Origin of the sequence: Oceanobacillus profundus, assembly GCF_003515705.1 — a bacterium.
GTDB classification, from domain to species: Bacteria; Bacillota; Bacilli; order Bacillales; family Amphibacillaceae; genus Oceanobacillus; species Oceanobacillus profundus.
Window position 1 is genome coordinate 28,058 of the sequence record NZ_QWEH01000018.1, and the last position, 18,874, is coordinate 46,931.

16 protein-coding genes are annotated in these 18,874 nt (G+C 38.5%); 3 read left to right on the forward strand and 13 right to left on the reverse strand.

Going from position 1 to position 18,874, the window contains the following annotated elements; genetic code table 11:
- Window position 1: 1 nt before the first annotated feature.
- The 4 genes from D1B32_RS19560 to D1B32_RS19575 form a co-directional block, all read right to left on the reverse strand.
- Window positions 2-1,018: a mannonate dehydratase gene (locus D1B32_RS19560; protein ID WP_095313878.1), complete on the reverse strand. Its 1,017-nt coding sequence runs from the start codon at window positions 1,016-1,018 to the stop codon at window positions 2-4.
- A 164-nt stretch (window positions 1,019-1,182) separates the two neighbouring features.
- Window positions 1,183-2,190 carry a tripartite tricarboxylate transporter substrate binding protein gene (locus D1B32_RS19565; RefSeq protein WP_095313876.1) on the reverse strand — a complete coding sequence of 336 codons (1,008 nt, stop codon included), beginning with the start codon at window positions 2,188-2,190 and terminating at the stop codon, window positions 1,183-1,185.
- Between the two features lie 54 nt (window positions 2,191-2,244).
- Window positions 2,245-3,750, reverse strand: coding sequence for a tripartite tricarboxylate transporter permease (locus tag D1B32_RS19570; protein WP_316246668.1), 1,506 nt, complete (start codon window positions 3,748-3,750; stop codon window positions 2,245-2,247).
- Between the two features lie 21 nt (window positions 3,751-3,771).
- Complete coding sequence (locus D1B32_RS19575) at window positions 3,772-4,287, reverse strand: tripartite tricarboxylate transporter TctB family protein (protein WP_095313874.1); 516 nt, start codon at window positions 4,285-4,287, stop codon at window positions 3,772-3,774.
- A 296-nt stretch (window positions 4,288-4,583) separates the two neighbouring features.
- Here D1B32_RS19575 and D1B32_RS23890 point away from each other — a divergent pair, with 296 nt between their 5' ends.
- Window positions 4,584-4,751 carry a hypothetical protein gene (locus tag D1B32_RS23890; protein ID WP_158586299.1) on the forward strand — a complete coding sequence of 56 codons (168 nt, stop codon included), beginning with the start codon at window positions 4,584-4,586 and terminating at the stop codon, window positions 4,749-4,751.
- A 243-nt stretch (window positions 4,752-4,994) separates the two neighbouring features.
- Here D1B32_RS23890 and D1B32_RS19580 read toward each other — a convergent pair whose 3' ends face one another.
- Complete coding sequence (locus tag D1B32_RS19580; RefSeq protein WP_118890208.1) at window positions 4,995-5,894, reverse strand: glycine betaine ABC transporter substrate-binding protein; 900 nt, start codon at window positions 5,892-5,894, stop codon at window positions 4,995-4,997.
- A gap of 574 nt (window positions 5,895-6,468) precedes the next feature.
- Here D1B32_RS19580 and D1B32_RS19585 point away from each other — a divergent pair.
- Window positions 6,469-6,789, forward strand: a complete 321-nt coding sequence (locus D1B32_RS19585; RefSeq protein WP_240033853.1) for a hypothetical protein — start codon at window positions 6,469-6,471, stop codon at window positions 6,787-6,789.
- A 133-nt stretch (window positions 6,790-6,922) separates the two neighbouring features.
- Here D1B32_RS19585 and sipW read toward each other — a convergent pair whose 3' ends face one another.
- The 5 genes from sipW to D1B32_RS19610 form a co-directional block, all read right to left on the reverse strand.
- Window positions 6,923-7,489: a signal peptidase I SipW gene (gene sipW / locus D1B32_RS19590; protein WP_316246667.1), complete on the reverse strand. Its 567-nt coding sequence runs from the start codon at window positions 7,487-7,489 to the stop codon at window positions 6,923-6,925.
- Window positions 7,489-7,812 carry a hypothetical protein gene (locus D1B32_RS19595; protein ID WP_118890210.1) on the reverse strand — a complete coding sequence of 108 codons (324 nt, stop codon included), beginning with the start codon at window positions 7,810-7,812 and terminating at the stop codon, window positions 7,489-7,491. Before D1B32_RS19595 ends, sipW begins: the two co-directional genes overlap by 1 nt.
- Before the next feature lie 98 nt (window positions 7,813-7,910).
- A complete protein-coding gene (locus tag D1B32_RS19600) occupies window positions 7,911-8,477 on the reverse strand; it encodes a TasA family protein (protein WP_118890211.1) in 567 nt (188 codons plus the stop codon).
- Between the two features lie 124 nt (window positions 8,478-8,601).
- The gene (locus tag D1B32_RS19605; RefSeq protein WP_118890212.1) at window positions 8,602-12,021 is read right to left on the reverse strand and encodes a phosphodiester glycosidase family protein; all 3,420 of its coding nucleotides are present in this window, start codon (window positions 12,019-12,021) and stop codon (window positions 8,602-8,604) included.
- A gap of 125 nt (window positions 12,022-12,146) precedes the next feature.
- On the reverse strand, window positions 12,147-12,737 hold the full coding sequence (locus D1B32_RS19610; RefSeq protein ID WP_118890213.1) for a TasA family protein: 591 nt from the start codon (window positions 12,735-12,737) through the stop codon (window positions 12,147-12,149).
- 615 nt (window positions 12,738-13,352) lie between these two features.
- Here D1B32_RS19610 and D1B32_RS19615 point away from each other — a divergent pair.
- The gene (locus D1B32_RS19615; RefSeq protein ID WP_118890214.1) at window positions 13,353-14,543 is read left to right on the forward strand and encodes an endonuclease; all 1,191 of its coding nucleotides are present in this window, start codon (window positions 13,353-13,355) and stop codon (window positions 14,541-14,543) included.
- A 293-nt stretch (window positions 14,544-14,836) separates the two neighbouring features.
- Here D1B32_RS19615 and D1B32_RS19620 read toward each other — a convergent pair whose 3' ends face one another.
- From D1B32_RS19620 to dapA, 3 genes are all read right to left on the reverse strand, one after another.
- Entirely contained in the window at window positions 14,837-16,303 is a 1,467-nt protein-coding gene (locus D1B32_RS19620; RefSeq protein ID WP_118890215.1) for an alanine/glycine:cation symporter family protein, read from the reverse strand.
- Between the two features lie 153 nt (window positions 16,304-16,456).
- The gene (locus tag D1B32_RS19625; protein WP_118890216.1) at window positions 16,457-17,950 is read right to left on the reverse strand and encodes an aldehyde dehydrogenase family protein; all 1,494 of its coding nucleotides are present in this window, start codon (window positions 17,948-17,950) and stop codon (window positions 16,457-16,459) included.
- A gap of 22 nt (window positions 17,951-17,972) precedes the next feature.
- Window positions 17,973-18,866, reverse strand: a complete 894-nt coding sequence (gene dapA / locus D1B32_RS19630; protein WP_118890217.1) for a 4-hydroxy-tetrahydrodipicolinate synthase — start codon at window positions 18,864-18,866, stop codon at window positions 17,973-17,975.
- Between the last annotated feature and the right edge of the window lie 8 nt (window positions 18,867-18,874).

The window sequence follows — 18,874 nt, forward strand, 5'->3', positions numbered from 1 at the left end:
TTTATTTCCCCTCGAATTCAGTCAACGCTGCTAATAGTGCTTTTATATAGCCTATAGAATAGGAAAATCCTAAACTCGAAGCTTTCCAGCCAATATTGGAGTGTCCCCATCTATCATCCAGATCGGGTGTGTCCCCTGCCATTGTTGGTACGTGATCTGGATTTATGCAGCCGTTGTAACCAACCTTCCTCAGTTCTAGCAACAATTTAAACATGTTCATATCCCCATCATCTAGTAGCGCCTCCTCAAAAGCTCCAGCAGTAGGTAAACTCCCCCTTACATTTCGGAAATGAACCAAGAATATTCTACCTTTGCGTCCAAAATGGTTGATTTCATCAAGAACGAGAGAGGATCCCCCTGCTTCTGCACGTGTTCCAATACAATATACTAACCCAACATTCTTATTAGGAAAATCATCGATAATACGGTGCAGTCCCAATCCTCCAAATGGTGAATCTGGATGTGGCGTATCAGAAGGATGCATTGCAATGTTGACATTACTATTTTGGGCTGCCGGGACAAGCTTTCCATATGCACCTTGAAAAGCAGCCCACCATTTCTCTAATTCTTCGAATGTAGGTGTTTCCGCCTTTTCTTTCATGATCCCAAGACTTTCCCCACGTGAAATGGCCCCACCTCGCTGTATTGCTTGATAGCTTTTAGATAAACCGTAAAACACATCGCCTTCAAACCGCTGTCTAACAATATCAATATTGGCTTCCCCAAAAGTCTTAACTGCATTAATGGAGTTTTCGAGTTCGCGTTCACTACCTGGACGATTTCGCATAAAGTTATCACTTAAGTTTGGTAGTGTAACCCTATTAATATCCATGCCATATGACCGTATTTTCCTTTGTAGTTCTAGTAATTTATCCAAGTCAGGATAGCCTTGCTCTTTTACTCCTGCAAATGAGTTACCTGCACCAAAATCGATGCAGTCTACACCCAGCTGGGACATTTGCTTTAAGTCCAACTCAGATAAATCTGTGGTATTCACAGTTACTGAAACCTTCAACATTTTGCGTCACCCCTATTTATTAGTTAGATAGATTCACTCGGTTTTATATTGATTCCTCGTTAGAGTAAAAATAATATTTTGACAGATCATAATATTCTTGAATATATTGGAATAAATTCCTAATTTATCAGCATCTTGATATTTCCCCACTCTATTTTTGGATATTAGTTATCTTCCTCTGATTTCTTATAAGCTTCTTGATAACTTGCATTGATTTCTTCTAGCTTTTTATTCGTCTCTTCGGAGTTTAAAAAGGTTGGACTAAGCCAAGAATTTTCAATCTCCTCTTGGTAATCTTCATTCGCAACTACCCGGTCCATTGCATTCGAAAATTTAGTTACTATTTCTTCTGGAGTATCTTTATGGAAACCCCAATAAAATGCTTTATCGATAACAATATCTACTCCCTGCTCTTTAAACGTCGGAACGTCTGGAGCTCCTTCAAGTCTTTCCTCACCCATTATTCCAAGAGGAATCATATCACCAGACTCAATATAGCCGCTAATTAATCCGAGTGATGTTGGAACAATATCCACACGTCCTCCAAGAAGTGCAGAGATCTTATCGGATGCTCCCCCAATATCAACGATGTTAAATTCTACACCGGTAAGTTCCTGAAATTGTAGTGTTTGAATATAAGTCATGGAACCTATTTCAGTTGCCATCGTTACCTCTCCAGGGTTTTCCTTTGCATATTCTATCAATGAAGGTAGATCATTAAACTTCGAATCTGCTGAAGTAACAAACGTATTAGATTGGTCTAATACCCCAACACCCGCCATTTTAAAATCGGTATAGGTGTAGTCTGTAAGCCCAAAGATATTATTCAGAAGCATAGAGTTATGAAAGGCTAGTACTGTATGTCCATCTGCTTTAGCATCCAAAACATTTTGCGTACCCGTTGCTCCTCCCGCACCAGTTACGTTTGATATAACAATGTTAGTGTCAAGTTCCTTTTCTAAATATTTGGCCATAATTCTTGTATTCAAGTCTGTATCTCCACCTGCCCCTGCTGGTACAACAACCGTAATTGGACCTGAAGGATAGTCACTTGCCGGATCATCTTTAGCATCTGAAGATCCATTAGCTGCGTTTTCAGCACAAGCTCCTAGAAGCACTAGTAATGCAATAAAAACAGAACCCAAAAGCGTTTTTCTTAAAAAGTTTCTCATAAATTTTCTCCCCTTATTTTTTATTTCAATGGGATTTACCCATAAAAAGTGGATTTAAGTACCGGTTTTTTCTAAGTTATCGGTGGACTCTTGCTTTTTATTTTTCTTGTTTTTATATATCGCAAAAATCAATGAAACTATCGTGATTGATAGAAAGGTTGCTGCAATTGGCGAAGTTAGAAATGGCATAAAGTCACCTTGCGATAGCATCAATCCCCTTCGTAAATTTGTTTCTAAAAGCGGACCAAGAATGAACCCTAAAACTAAAGGAGTCAATGGAAACCCAAATTTAATCATCAAATAACCTATTACACCAAAGAAAATCAACGCTCCTACATCAAACAATCGATTATTAACTCCGTAAGCACCAACTACACAAAGAACGAGGATAATCGGCAATAGTATATAGCCTGGAATACTTAATAGCCGTACAAATCCCTTCATACCTAAGAACAAGAATAGAGCCATAAAAACATTCGCAATCAGTAAAGCAGCAAATATACCATAGACTATATCCCCACTATTTTGTATTAACAAAGGACCTGGCTGTAAACCATGTAATACGAGTCCGCCCAAAAGCATTGCAGTTACAGTATCACCTGGTATTCCAAGAGAAACGAGTGGCACAAGCGCTCCCCCTACAGCAGCATTATTCGAAGATTCGGAAGCAACGACCCCGTCAGGAATCCCAGTGCCAAATTTCTCAGGCTTTTTGGATGAATTTTTTGCGGCAACATATGAAATGATATTAGAAGTTCCACCGCCAATCCCCGGGAGGATTCCAATCGCAATGCCAATGACACTTGACCTTAGAAAGTTCCATCCTTGTCCCAAGTATTCTTTTATACTTACCTTGTAATTTACCTTTTTTAAATTCGCCTTAACTGAACCCTTCATTTTCTTTTCCGCTGAAATAAAGATCTCAGATAAAGCGAACAGCCCAATTAGTACTGGTAATATATTAAAACCGGCATCCAAACTATGGAAGCCAAATGTAAATCTAGGAAATGCATCAATAGGTGCTGAACCTACCATCGCAAAAGCGATACCGAGTAAACCCGCCATTATCCCTTTTGATAATGAATTGCCAGAAAGACTTGCAATCAACGTTAAAGAAAAAATGACAATGGCAAAAAATTCATACGGACCAAATTGAAGAGCTATTTTGCCTAGTGGTGGGGCTATCATGATTAGAACAACAATACTCAATAATCCCCCTAGAAACGAGGAAACAATAGCAAAACTAAAAGCTTTCCCTGCCTCTCCCTTCTGAGCCATTGGATATCCATCGAAAGTTGTCGCAATGGACGATGGTGTACCCGGCAACTTTAAGAGGATTGCGGGTATCAATCCACCCGATACGCCCCCAATGTATAGCCCCATTAATAAGGACATTCCTGCAACTGGTTCCATTCCATAAGTGATTGGCAAACAAATAGCAACTGCCATTGTTGCTGTTAACCCAGGTATAGATCCAAATATTAGCCCTAAAAATACCCCTACTATAATAAGTAAAATAATGTAAATCGTTAATACGGATTCAAACCCTGCTAAAAGCATATCTAACACATGATAACCTCCTTAGCCAATAATTCCTGTAGGAAGCATGACATAAAATACGGAACGAAAAACGTAATAAATCAAGGTGGATGTTGCGATTGATAGAATAGCAAAAAGCCAGATTTTTCGATTTGACTTATGTGACAAAAGAAGCATTTGAAGAAATAAGTAAAGCGCTGTCATTATCAAGAAACCTAAGATTGGTATTAATACAAAGTAACCAATCATTAAACCCAATGTAATCATTACTGGAAGAAGGTTCTTTTTCTCGTCTTGGGACGCCGATTTCTTACCCTCTTCTTCGTCTGTCTGGTATGCACCTGTACTTTCTTTTTCGATTTTTCCCCTTTTTAAACCATTTACGATGATGATAATACTCAAAATCATCATCATAGATGCAATAATCTTCGGCATAAAGTCTGGACCTACTTGGCTTTCAGTAAGCGCTTCAAAACTGAACGTCGCCAAAAACATGGTAACGCTTACAATCAGGAGAAAAAAACCAGAAAAAACATCTTGATATTTCACTGCCATCATCTCACACACCTTCCGTTTAATAATATGTAATTTTCACCCAATTTTTATAATTCATATTGTAAGACAAATTATATGGATTGTCAATAATAAAATCTAACTTTTATGCAAGTTTACTAAGATTAAAAATATATTGCTTACTTTCAAAAAACAATTATGAAATCGATTCACTTGTATAAACTATAGCAGTAATAGGTTCATGGAATATCGAGACTCCATGCAATTTTCTATTAATGAAGATAGCTATACATAACTTCAATCTCCCTGGAAATAATATTCATACAAGGAGGCCTCCATTTATGAAGAAAAAACCAACTAAAACAGAAGAAGCAAATATTGAGCTGAATAAAGCATTTTATGGAGAAGAGCAAAAAGAGCCAGATTTGGATCCATTAATAAACAATAATAATATTGCTTTAGTTCTCAATGATAGTAAAAATAATGATAAAGATAATGAAGACATGTAGTCTTTATTATTGATATTGCAATGAATCCGGGCAGGTTTATATTTTAAATGATGTTACTTGATACTTAAAAAACCGCTCTCAGTAAGGACTCGGCTCCTACAATATAATGTTCTCGTCATCGGGGTGATTCATACAGTGAGGGGTTTCCTGCTCACTCTGAGCTGTGCCTGTTAGCAATTTAATAATCCACATTACTTTCCTGACAACAAAAAAGGCCAGGTATCACTACCTAGCCTTCATGCTTTATTTTGTTGGCAAGTCTTCAATACTGTCAATATCCATATATTCAGGAACCACAAACCCTTGCTGGGCACCTTCTAAGCTCGGTCCTAAATCAACAATTTCATCTTTATATTGCTCCGCATAAGATGCTGCACCTACTGGAAGCCAAGCGATTAACATCCCATCTACTTCCCCTACTGAAAGACTTTCAAATGCGATTCCCATGTCAAGCGGGGTTAATTCCACCGTATAGCCCAATTCTTCAAGCACAAGTGCAACCACATTTGTTGATGAAAGTTCCGTATCCCAGTTAACATAGGCCAACTCGATTGTCTCATTTTCAACTGTGTCAATGCCTTCTGTCCAAGCATCAACTTTGTCACGGTTATCTGCAATCCATTCCTCGGCTGCTTCTCGTGGTTCAACGTCCTCATTTTGCCCAAACTTTGCCATCACTTCATTCATATCGGGCACTTCCCAATAAAAGTTGTCCAAAAGCTTGTATGCTGATGGATGCTCTTCCTCAAGACCTTGTCTTACCATCGTATGAATATTTTCTGATTCACCCAGTGTTCCTTGTGGATCCTTCAAGAATTTCAAATCATATTCGCTGAACATCCAATGTGGCTGCCATAGTGTGACAACAATCGGTTCTTCATTTTCAAGCGCAGTTTGCAATTCGGTAATCATCGCAGGTTCAGTACTTGGTAACAAATCCAGATCCAAGTCGTATGCTTCAACTGTTTCCTCTGCGATGGTCATTGTGCCGGATCCTGGTTCAATCCCGACAATTTCTGAAATGTCAGCTGCTGCATTATCTTCTTCTGAGTTATTATCGCCAGCCTCTCCCTGACATGCTGCTAATATCATTAATATACTTATGCTTATGAAAGCAATGCCTTTCTTTACTATCTGTTTCATTATTATAGCAGAACCCCTTCTCTATTCAGTAAATTTAAATAAGACAAACTTTTTCGACCAACATTAAGTAATAATAAAATAGAACAAATTTTATAGCAAAGCTCTTAAATCGTGATTATCAGCCATTTTCAGGACTCAGGTTCACCCACAGGGATTATGGTCGGGAATGGTTAAAATTATTAGTGTGTTTGAATATTACAAAAAATATTCACTACTAAAAATAGGAACTTGAGACCAACATATTAATAATATGTACTTTCTAATCGGAAATAACTAATAATACTGGTACTGCTAAGTGATCAATTAATTGAAGATTTCTCAATACTTCCAGCATGATTACCAATACTATCTTCTAACAACTGGAATAGTTAGCCACGATTGGCAGTTGTGTTAAATAGTGCATAAAAGGGCCAAACGAATTCAATGTATTATTTTAGCTATTTTACAAAGGGTAATAGTGTAAAACCATATGAGAGGAGGAGTTTCCCTGAAATTTTCTATGCGAGGGGATGCACATAAACTCTATCTTCGACTAAAAGAGATGCCAATTGAAGACATAAAAGAGAGCCGATATTTGAAGGAACCGGCATCCATAAAAGAATTTTATCAGTTGCTCGACAGTGAAACCCTAAAATTAATTTATTACCAAATCGTAAAGGAAAAGAGTGGGATTGGAATCATTCCAATTTTTGCTACAGCTATACCATGGCTACTCTTTCTCTTTGCGAATCCATTGGAAAACTTTCTCTTTCACGATGGAAGTTCAAATTGGATGATCTTCTCCATTATTTACTTAATATTACTCACGATTAGCCTGATTCTGCATTTTAAAGAAAAGGCATGGGCGGGGGTGCACACGGAGATTATCCAAGATATTCTAGCCAAACGAGACTAATCGCAGACTTCGAAAGAACAATCCGATTCTTTGCAGACGCTCGAAAAGGTAGGGGCTTCGCCAGCGAGTACTTTGAATCGGATTGCTCAGTTATATAGAAATTTAATTGCCGTTTAAAACATGACTAACACGTTCATTCCGCATTATCCACAAAATGTTTTGTTCTATCATCCAGTTCCCTTAGAGTTCTCCAAATAGTGAACACAGCGTATCCAACCATAAATAAGCCAGGTATGACCATAAATAATATATATCCGTTGGGGGATTGGACAAAATTAATGACATAGCCGGCATACGGAATCGTTAATCCAGAATACAGCCCAACAACATTCTCAGCTAATACCGGTGCCGAATCTGTCGCATTATTATTATCCCCTTTTGTAGTATAAACCGTACTGCTGTCTGTTAATGCAATATCAGAAATACGGTGGGTAATTAAATTATTTTCTTCTCCAATAAATGTAATTACATCACCTTCCTGTATATGAGGTATCTTTTCTCCCTTGACTGACTTTATTGCGATGAGGGATCCCGTTTGAATACTAGGCTCCATAGATCCCGACAAAACAGATTTCAATTGATAGCCGAATATTTCCGGCTGCTCTCCAGTTATTTTAGCAGGAATAACCAATATGGTTACACCTATTAATAAAATAAATAAAACACCTGTCACTATCCTGTTGGTCCATTTTAATAGCATCAGCATTTTTCACCTTCTTGCAATAATTTTCTCTCTTCTGTATTTCCATTTACCGGTAGTTCCTCAGAAGATTCCTCCGAACAGTTCGTCTTCACAATGCCGCTCATTTTTTCTTTTACACTATGTTCATTAGTTTTTCTACTATCCCAAGCACCTATGGTTACCTCTCCATCTACGCTATGGTAGTAATGAAAGAATGAATTGGTATTGCTAGTTAGATAGCTTGTAGACAAGAAAAAGACATACAAGCTTATAAAAGCCTTTAAAACAATTAGCGAAGCTTTGTTCCTTGATTTGCCACGATATTTAAAAAGCCATCCCATATTAATCCCCTCTTCCTCATGTCGCCTTACATGGCAACAAAATATACTTGACGGGGAAAAGCTGGATTAAAAAATAATTCCCTTATTCCATCAATGCTTTATTCAGCATCTGTATTACCACTTAGCTGGACTGCCTCAAATTCCCAATTGAATTTTAATTGGTCTGTCTGAAAATGATTTTGATTTTCTCCATTATCCACAAAGGTAATTCGGATTGTGAATTCTTTTGCCGTGCTTCCAGCCGAAAATTCCTTTGTGATTTGCTGGGGGCTAAGGATTAATTCCGCGAGTGTTTTTTCAAAGATTTGTGTCTCTTCTCTGCCCTGATTGGATAACAGCTCAACAATGAGGTGGTTTCCGAGGTCATCACTATTATTTGGTTCACCATTATCCATGATTTCATAAGAAGTATGTAACGTAATATCTCCCATGTCCACACTTCCTTCATTGGTAAGTTTAAATTGAGTTTCCTGTATATCTCCTGGAACTAGATTCTCAATATGAAAAATCTCTTGTTTATTTAACCCAAGAACCAATGAACCATTTGTAATCGTATTATTAGTGGATACAATAGAAGTAAAATAAGCACTCGTGCCTCCGGCTATTAAACTTATACCAAGTATAGCTAAGAAGCTGCTCATGATAAGCTTGCCTTTTATACTCACTTCAGCCCCTCCTTAAAATGGTAGTCCGTGAGACTCCCACCTCTTTTCAAGTTTATAGGTGGGAGTCTAGCTTACGGACGCGTTAGAAAGCAGCTTTCCCTAATGCAATTGACCATTTATGTTCTTACTCGTTAATCTGAATTTTAATTTCAGATTCCATCTGATTGGATTGAACTTTTAATGTAACCTCACCTTGTTGTAATGCACGAAGATTACCTGTTGTATAATCAAATACGGAAGTATATTCTCCAGATCGAATCGCTTCTTTAGATTCTTCACTGTTACCTACAAAAACATTGTCACTTCCTGACCAGTTTACACTTGCTGGGTATCGAAGCGGGAAGTTAATTCCTCCAGGTTGATGTCCGGTAGCTTTTACTTCAATCGTTTCACCTACGGCTAATTCTTCAGGTGCATCAACCGTTATTTCTTCAAGTAATGGATTTACTTCTGTTCTAATCCAATCTGTCTCTTCAGGACTTTGAATACCCCTTAATAATGAGGATTCATTTTCGACACCAAACATAGTCCAACCAAGGATTCCTCCATTATCAGGAGTACCATAAGGGTCTTTCCCCGCTGTTCCAGTCACAAAATATGGTACGCCATTGACCCGATTCACATTAAAAGTTGAGGCATGTGAAGAAATAAAAATTGCTCCTTTTCCTCCAGATGTCATTCTGAATTCAGATAGCCATTTTTCTACAAGCGCAACTTCTTTTCTGTCACTTAATTGACTAGCATCTGTTGGCATCGGATCATTAGTTGGATGGTGGGAAAAAACTACTGTGTTACGAACTTCTGGATTACGTGCAGCCTTATTTAACGTGGCCTGTAATTCAACTAATTGTTGAAAGTCAGAAGCTCTATAGCTCCCTGCCGAGGAATTCAACATCACAAATTGCACTCCATTATGAACGAATGATTGACGCGTTTCTCCAAATACTTCTTCAAAATTGGTTAAATTCCCCGTACCCATCATTTCATGGTTTCCTGGAACGTAATAGATCGGAAAACGATCACCAACTTCTTCTTCTAAAACTTGTTTCGCCAATTGAAAATCCTCAGGGTATCCTGTATCTACAAAATCACCGTTGATTACTAAAAATTCAGGGTCCGCTGCTACTATTTGCTGTAACGTTTCACGAGTTCTTTGCAATACATCACTGTTTGGATTTGCTGCAACGAATTGCGTGTCCGAAATAACAGCAAACTTCCAGCGATCTTCACCAAATTCATCATTTTGAATCACAAGTGGGTCTGTTGTTATTTTTTCTTGTTCGAGTATGTCTACTTCTGGTGGTACCTGTACAGTCAACTCATCAAAGATCAAACTACCTGCATATTGCTGACTTTGAACCGTTTCGACAGGGTATATTCTCCACAATTTGACTGGATGTTGCACGCCCTCTGGTAACGAAGCTTCAACATATTTCCATCCTGTCCAATCTACTTCATCAGCTAGGTTTATTACATATTGAGTATTGCTGGTATCTCTGAGAACCGCACGAAGCCAAGCCCCGTTTCCATCTCCGTGAATCCATAAACCAATTTTTTGCGTGTTCGCCGGAAGCTCCAGATCAGGAGTTGCTTGCAAGTATGCTGCGCGGGTTGCAGTAGTCGTACTAAAATCATAGTTTAATTGAATTGCATTACCTTCTCTACCCTCCACTTCCTCTATAGAAGCCCCAACACTGGATGGGTGTTTTTGAACACTCCAATCAGAAGAATCTTCGAAACCCGACACAACTTCCTCTTGAAATCCAATGGTAACAGGCAGATAGAATTTTTTATCTAAAACTGCTATGGTAATCGTTGTCGAAGCGCCATCTTGTTTTGGATTTACTGTGAAGCTCGCATCTTCATTGTTTGTAACCTCAATCACAGATTCATCATAATCTAATTGAATATCCTCTGGTTCAATAGGTGCAGCATAACCATTTTCATCGAAACCAATCACCGAAAAAGTATCTGGTTCTTCTAGAACAGTACTTATTCTAGATTCAGTTGCTTCAATTCTCTCTAAATCACCTAAAACCTGAATTCTGCTTTCTGATTCAATATTACCTTCTTTCGCTTTAGCTACAGCAAGACCAGTCTTACTTGCGGTAAATACTCCCTCTTCGTTAAATGTGCCAAACTCACTTGGATAAGTTTCCCATTGAATATTCTCAGCAGACACAGCGTCATAAGCATCATCAAATCCCTTCACTGTGAAGCTCCTTGTTAATTCAGGGAAAACACGATAAGCATTTTCATGCTGCATAACTGTATCAACATTTAAACCTGTTAATTGTCCATTTTCTTTAGCAGTAAAAATACCAATACCATTTGGCACCGAACGTTCCACACCATCAGATGGATTGTTTTTCACTTCTGCTTCATTCTCTCCGGGCATCCTTGAAGTAAGTGTTGAGGAACCACCACCATCAAGATTTAATGCTTGATACGATCCGATTTCTTTCATGAATTCAGCCATCTCATATAAAGTCATCCCTCTGCTTGAACTTTGACGCCCATCAACCAATACGAGATACATCGTCCCACCATCTTCGGAAAATCCTACAGCCGTTCTAGGCGCAAGTGTTTCGTCATCAACATCTTGCACAGCACCCTCTTTTACAAGTGTTGGATTACCGCCAATGGCAAATGCATACTCCCCATCCCCATTTGTTTTCGGTGCATATTCAACTGTTACGGAATCTCCAACCCGCATTTCTTTTAAAGTATCTGTCCCATTTCCCCTACCAATTAATATATTTCTATTTTTTGCGATTTCATCATCTGAGATTTCACTGCCAGTTTTCACAACTTCCCCTTCTTCAATAATCACTTCATAAACATTTCGATCCCCATGAACTGCTCCTTCCCTTGATGCTTGTCCCCATAAAGCATTATATAAACCGATGCCATTCTCTGGTATTGTATTCTGGTTGTAGGAAGCTAGTTCGTGTTCTTGCTCATTAAATGTAAAAGTACCTTCGAGAAAAATAGCAGCTATCTCTCCAATCCCTTCTGTTGTAACCCCTGCAGCCATTTCTCTTCCATTATTAGGACCTTTGATTATTTCATTATCCTTAATTTCAATGCCTAACGGAGCTTGAGTAGAATTAATATCAAAAAAGTCACCATTTACACTCGCAATAGCTCCTTCGCGTTTGGTTACTTCAGAAATTGGTTCTGATGCTGCCACTACTCCGTCTGCTGTTAAAAGATCAAGAGAAACAGCTTCATTTTTGAGATCAATCTCTAACATTTCACCATTAATCCACCCTCGAGCATCAAGCATTTCAAATGTAGTAAATGTAACTCCTTTACCAATCTGCTCCGATTCAGATTTTGTTTCAATTCGTTCACTTTGTTCAATTTCTGTCAGTATCTGGGCTTCATTTTCTTTTGATGATTGCGGCGTTTCCTTGCTTTCTATCATTATGTTTCCTGAACTATTTGACTCCGTATTTGCAGCATATCCTACTATTCCTATAGTTTGAAAGGTTAGTAGAAATACAAACGACAAAGCCAATATTTTTTTTACAGAACGCATGATTTTCACCCTTCATATTGAAATTATGATTCCCCACTTGTTCGATTCTTCGGTAGCTGCATTTCAAAATTATTAACCTTTGTTTCTCATCCTTTTACCGAGCTTTTTGAAAACATATTGATAGCTTATCTATCTTCACCAGCTGTTTGAAAAGATTCAAATGTCCATGTCAAGTCGAGTGAATCCCCTTGAAAAACATTCTGGTCCTCACCATTGTCAACAAAATTAAATTTGACACCGAAGTCATGTACGGAACCAACAGGCATTCCTTTTTCGCCATACCAAGGATACATAATATGCTGGTCAATAGCCTCTGGAGTCATTTCAACTAACTCAGAAACAGTCGTCTTGTAAATAATCTCATCCGAGTTGTTGTTATTGTATAAAAATTCGACTTCTATATGTTCGCCAAAATCTTCTTCTCCGTTGTCATTTGCTGCATCCGTTACAGAATAAGACGTTTCAAGTAAAACCTTTTCTATGTCTAAACTCCCATCATTTGTGAGTTCAAAATTACGATAAAACGAATCACCTGGCTTAATATTTTCAACATTAATTATGGTTGTTGGATTAACGCTTAAATCCAGGGTACCTGTAGCAAAAGTATTGCTAGTTTCATCTGTATCGCTAAAATAAGCGAAAGTACCACCAGTGATTAATCCGACACCTAAAGCAAATGCAGAAATTCCTGTTATCAATTGTTTTTTTACTCCCATCTTCTTTTCCTCCTAATAGTGTAATAGATTAGGGCTTTCCAAAGACTACTCACTTCCATTGACTAAGCTAATGAAATTTCAACCTGTAATTCCTATAAGCATCACATCCTTCGAGAATAAACTAACTTTCAATTTAAATTGAAGTAATCGCTTTCGTTTTGTACAAGACTTTTTGCACAGAACTATTTTCGTATTCCTCTGTAATTTTAGACAGTTTCTATTAAATAAACGTTAATCAAAAGATAAAGAATTGTAAGATAAAGCACGATTTTAGTAGTGATTCTATATGCCCAACAATAAAGAGAAACAAATAAATAGTAAGTTTCAGATATCAATCATTTTTCATTTGATAAAAACTAGAAGTAATCCTGTACGCCAATTTCACTTCTTCGTATTTGGTTCATTTCATTAATTAAATGATAAAAAAAGAGCAAGGAACAGCATGTTATTTACTAGGTTTTATACAGTTGTTTGTAGCAATGAAACTACTAAACCCATATTTTTGACTACGACCTATCTCATGTTTTTTGTTACAACAACTTTATACTTCAGTAAAGCTAACTTTATAACTGTGTTATATAATACAGTTGAACCAACCAAAAGGAGGAGAATCAATTGCAACGTAATCAAAAGAGAATATTGATAGCTGCTGTCTTATTGCTTGCATCTGTACTACTCTTTATCAAACCGGTAACAAATACTTTCGTGAATGCAAACACAGGTGACGGATCAGTCTCGTCCCCATATACAGTCACACAGGCTATGGCCAATCAAGATAACTCGACTAAAACGGTTGAGGGATACATTGTTGGTCAACCAGTCTCCACAACTTCAGTCATCAAGTTTAATTTCCCTAATAATTATGCTTTTGCATTAGCTGATAGTCCTTCTGCAACGAACATAGAGGAAATGATTTATGTTCAAATACCATCTTCATTCCGAACTTCATTTGGACTGCAATCCAATCCTTCCTTATTAGGAGAGAAAATCAAAGTAACTGGTACACTAACAAACTACTTTTCTCATGCTGGAATAAAGAACGGAACTGCTTTTGAACAGCACGAGGACGGTACACAGCCACCAGAAACAAACCCAGATCCAGAGCCTGAAACTCCAAGCCCGGGCGACTATTATGATGCTGCGAATGGTAAATCAGGAGAACAATTAAAATCTGCTCTGCACGACATCATTGATGATCATACAGAAATCTCCTATTCCAATGTTTGGGAAGCACTGCGTGAAACAGATGAAGATCCAAGTAACTCGAATAATGTAATCCTTCTTTATACTGGACGTTCACAAGGGAAAAATGAAAATGGCGGAAATGCGGATGACTGGAATCGCGAACATGTTTGGGCAAAATCTCATGGAGATTTCGGTACATCGATGGGTCCTGGCACTGACCTTCATCATTTAAGACCAACAGATGCTTCCGTAAACAGCTCCAGAAGCAACCTTGACTTTGATGAAGGCGGCAGTGAGCATACAGAGGCAGCTGGAAACTATTATGACTCCGATTCCTGGGAACCAAGGGATAGTGTAAAAGGTGATGTAGCACGAATGATTTTTTATATGGATGTACGTTATGAAGGTGATAGCGGTGAACCAGATTTAGAATTAAATAATCAGGTCAATAATGGTTCTGCACCATACCACGGCAAGCTATCCGTATTGCTGGAGTGGCATGAGGAAGACCCGGTTGATGATTTGGAAAGAAGAAGAAACGAGATTATCTACAACGATTATCAGCATAATCGTAACCCGTTTATTGATCACCCGGAATGGGTAGCGGAAATTTGGGAATAGAAATAATTGGAAGATAAACCGCTGCATTGCGTTGACTTTTCAGCTAAGTTAGGTGTCCTTATACTAGGTAGATGGAAAGATACATCTAAAATAGAGCTAAAAGAATGTCGTGTTTTAAATAAATCAATATCATAACTTTATGTCCATATTGATATTTAATAAAAAAAGCGTGGTATCTTCACCAAAAACTAATGAATGATACTACGCTTACTATTATAATTTATTCTGGGGTTTCTCCTAGAGCCTTTAAGTTTTGTCCTTAAAAATGTATCGTCTCCTCTGTTTCCAACTACTTACCCAACTTCCTTCTTACCTTTTGAATTGCTCTCTTTCACTTTCTTTTCCCAGAAATCAGCACCTTTAATACCAAGTTTAATTGGATCAAAGACTGGGTCAATTCCTGCCTTCTTCTGTATTTCATAATCTTTAAATACTTTTAAAGCCGTCTTAGTTAGAAATAAAATAGCCACTAAGTTAAGCCAGGCCATGCTACCGAAGCCTAAGTCGCCAAGTGCCCATAACAGGGATGCATTTTTAACACTTCCAAAGTAAATCATTCCTAAGAAAATAATCATTAGGCCTAACTTTAACCCTTTTAGATTTCTCTTTCTACCAAGGTAAATGAGAGTTGTTTCAGAAATATAGTAGTAAGCCATCAGTGTTGTAAAGGCAAAGAAGAAGATAGCAATCGCAATAAACAAACCGCCAAATCCAGGGATAACACTTTCAACAGCCGCCTGTGTCCACATTGGTCCGGCCTCAACACCTGAGATATTCTCTACAATTGGCTGCTGCCCTTCTGGTGTAACGCTGTACATACCAGTGATTAGAATCATAAGTGCAGTAGCTGTACAAACTATGATGGTATCAATATAGACGGAAAATCCTTGAACAAGGCCTTGTTTAGCTGGATGGGATACATTCGCTGCGGCTGAACTATAGGTTCCTTCCCCTACACCAGCAACGTTAGAGAATACTGCTCTTTTAACGCCCCATGCAATAGCTGCACCGATAATTCCGCCAAACATTTCATTCGCTCCAAATGCACTTGAAATAATCAACCAAAGCATCGCTGGAATTTCTGTCGCATTTGCAAATAAAAGAATGAAAGTGATAATTACATACCCTAAAGCCATGAAAGGAACAACTTTTTCCGAAACAGTAGCAATTCGCTTAACACCGCCAAAAATAATGATGGCAAGTAATGCAACAAGAACAATGCCAGTAATGCTTTTATTAAGACCAATTGTGTTTTCGAATCCAACAGCAATTGTGTTGGCCTGAATACCAGGAACTAAAATTCCGTAACACAGGGTAACAACAATGGCAACAAGCACCCCGAACCACTTCATATTTAATCCTTTTTCAATAAAATAAGGGGTTCCTCCTCGGTATTGATTACCATCTTTTACTTTATAAACCTGAGCAAGAGTGGATTCGATAACAGCACTTGCGCCTCCTAATAAAGCCATGACCCACATCCAAAAAACTGCTCCCGGACCACCAAATGCAATCGCAGTGGCGACCCCGGCAATATTTCCAATACCGACCCGGCCGGCTAACGCCATAGAAAACGCCTGAAAAGAGGTCACACCCGATTCGGAGTTACCTTTTTCAAAAAGAAGCTTAATCATTTCCTTGAAATATCTAACTTGTACAAAACGCGTCAAAATGGAAAAAAACAATCCTGCACCAAGTGCAAACGCCACCAAACCAAGACTCCAAACCATACCCGATGCTTTACTCACCAACTCCTCCATCTTATCCCTCCTCACAATTAAATAGTTTCTCTCTTTATATCTTGCAAAATATTAATCATTTTCATATAAAAAGAGAGGAGGTGGTATGAAACTATGAAACAGCCCCACTCCACCGCCTCCATACGAACTGTATCCGGTTATTATTCTAGAATTCTAGTTATTCTGCTTGATGTTAACAAATACACTTTTAACTTCCGTATAGTTTTGTAACCCATACTCTCCACCCATTTCTCTGCCAATTCCTGATTGTTTGTAGCCGCCAAAAGGCATTGTTTCCCATTCAAGACCAAAATCATTAATCCAAACAGTACCTGATTGAAGCTTCCCAGAAATATAATGAGCCTTTTTAATGTTTTCTGTCCAAACACTTGCTGCTAAGCCGTAGTCACTATCATTAGCTCGCTTAATAACTTCTTCAATCGAATCAAATACGAAAATGGACATGACCGGGCCAAAGATCTCTTCACGGGCAATTACCATATCATCTTCTACATCAGCGAAAATAGTTGGCTGTACAAAGTATCCTTTTTCAAATGCCTTCTCACCGCCTGCGACAAGAAGTGCCCCTTCATTCTTACCTTCTTCAATATAGTTAAGAACCGTTTGATGCTGTTTAGCTGAAACAAGTGGACCCATTTCCGTTCCAGGGTTCATTCCATCACCTAGCTTCAGTGCTTTTGCCCGCTCTGCAAATGCTTCCACAACACGGTCATAAATATTTCGCTGTACAAATACACGCGTACAAGCACTGCAGTTTTGCCCATGATTGTACATCGTTCCGTTAAATGCCCCTTCAATTGCTTCCTCAAGATTGGCATCATCTAAAATAATCGCTGGCGATTTTCCGCCAAGTTCGAGCGTAATACCTTTAATTTGGTCTGCAGCTTTTTTCATGACTTCTTTTCCGACAGCTGTTGAACCAGTGAATGCTACCTTGTCCACGTCTTTATGCGTAATGATTGCTCCCCCCGCTATACTTCCTGTTCCAGGAACAATATTCACAACTCCATCTGGAAATCCAGCTTTTTTAAACAGCTGTGCTACATAGAGAAGAGATAACGGTGTTTCAGTTGCTGGCTTAATAACAACCGTACAGCCAACAGCAAGTGCAGACCCGAGCTTCCAACCTGCCATGGCAAGCGGGAAATTCCAAGGAATAATTTGACCTACCACTCCAACGGGTTCGTGTACCGTATAGGTTACATAATCCTTGGAAATTTGAGTGGTTTTGCCAAATATCTTCGTTGCCCATCCAGCATAATATCTAAAATGCTGAATCGTTCCATCAATATCATCTTCCAAAGCAATCATGTAGGGCTTTCCGTTATCCAATGATTCCAGCTGTGCAAGTTCTTCTCTATTTTCTTCTAAAAGATCCGCAAACTTATAGATTAGATGGGAGCGTTCAGCTGCCTCCATTTTTGCCCATTCGCCTTCATCAAATGCTTTTCTTGCTGCAGCTACGGCCACGTTAATATCTTCCTCCTGCGCTTCACTTACTTCTGTGATGACCTCTTCATTAGCAGGATTAACAACAGAAAACGTTTTACCACTAATCGCTGGTACATACTCCCCATTGATATATAATCCTTTGATTCCTTTCAAAAATTCTTGTACTTTCGGTTTCAAATTATAGGTCGCTTGCATGTTCTCGCTCCTTCACTAATTTTTAGTTATTTACGGTTTCTAAATTTGCCAGTAATTCCTTTAGCTTCTCATCTTCCTCTGGAGATAGACCTAAACGAGGGAATCTTGCAGGACCGCCAGCATTACCGGTTAATTCCATCGCTCTCTTCACGATTTGCACATACTTTCCTGATCCTTCAAGGAACGTACAAAGCGGTAAAATTCGATCATTGATTGCCCATGCTTCTTCCAACTCACCTTTTTGGAAATGGTTATACATGTCTGTAACAAGCTTTGGCACGATATTACCTGCAACAGAAATCCATCCAGTTGCTCCAACGAAGTAAGACTCCATCACAAGTTCTTCAGCGCCGCAGAATACTTCAAAATCCCCCTTGCCTTTTCGTGCAAGATCTCTTACCTTGTCAATTTCACCGCTTGATTCCTTAATAAGACGGACATTTTCACACTCCTTACCAATCTGTAGCATTAAATCTGTACTCATATTCACACCAGAAGTAAATGGGTTGTTATAAAGCATAATTGGTAGATTTGTAACACGAGATACTTCTTTAAAATGATGGTACATTTCATTTTCCTTTGGTTTCATATAGTAAGGTGGAATGATTAGCGCACCAGCAGCTTCATGAGCTTCAGCCTGCTTTGTATGTTCAATTGTTTCTTTTGTTGTTTCAGCAGCAGTACCAACAATAACAGGAATACGGCCACCTACTTCCTCCATAACAGTTGCTACCATTTGGAATTTCTCTTCTTTTGATAGACTGACAAATTCACCCGTACTTCCGTTGATGACGATACCTGCTACACCTTGGTCCACGAAGTAATGAACATTATTCTTTACACCATCCCAATCGATTTTCTGTTCCTGTGTCATTGGCGTAATTAATACTGGATAAGCCCCTCTGATTGTAGTCATTCTATTTT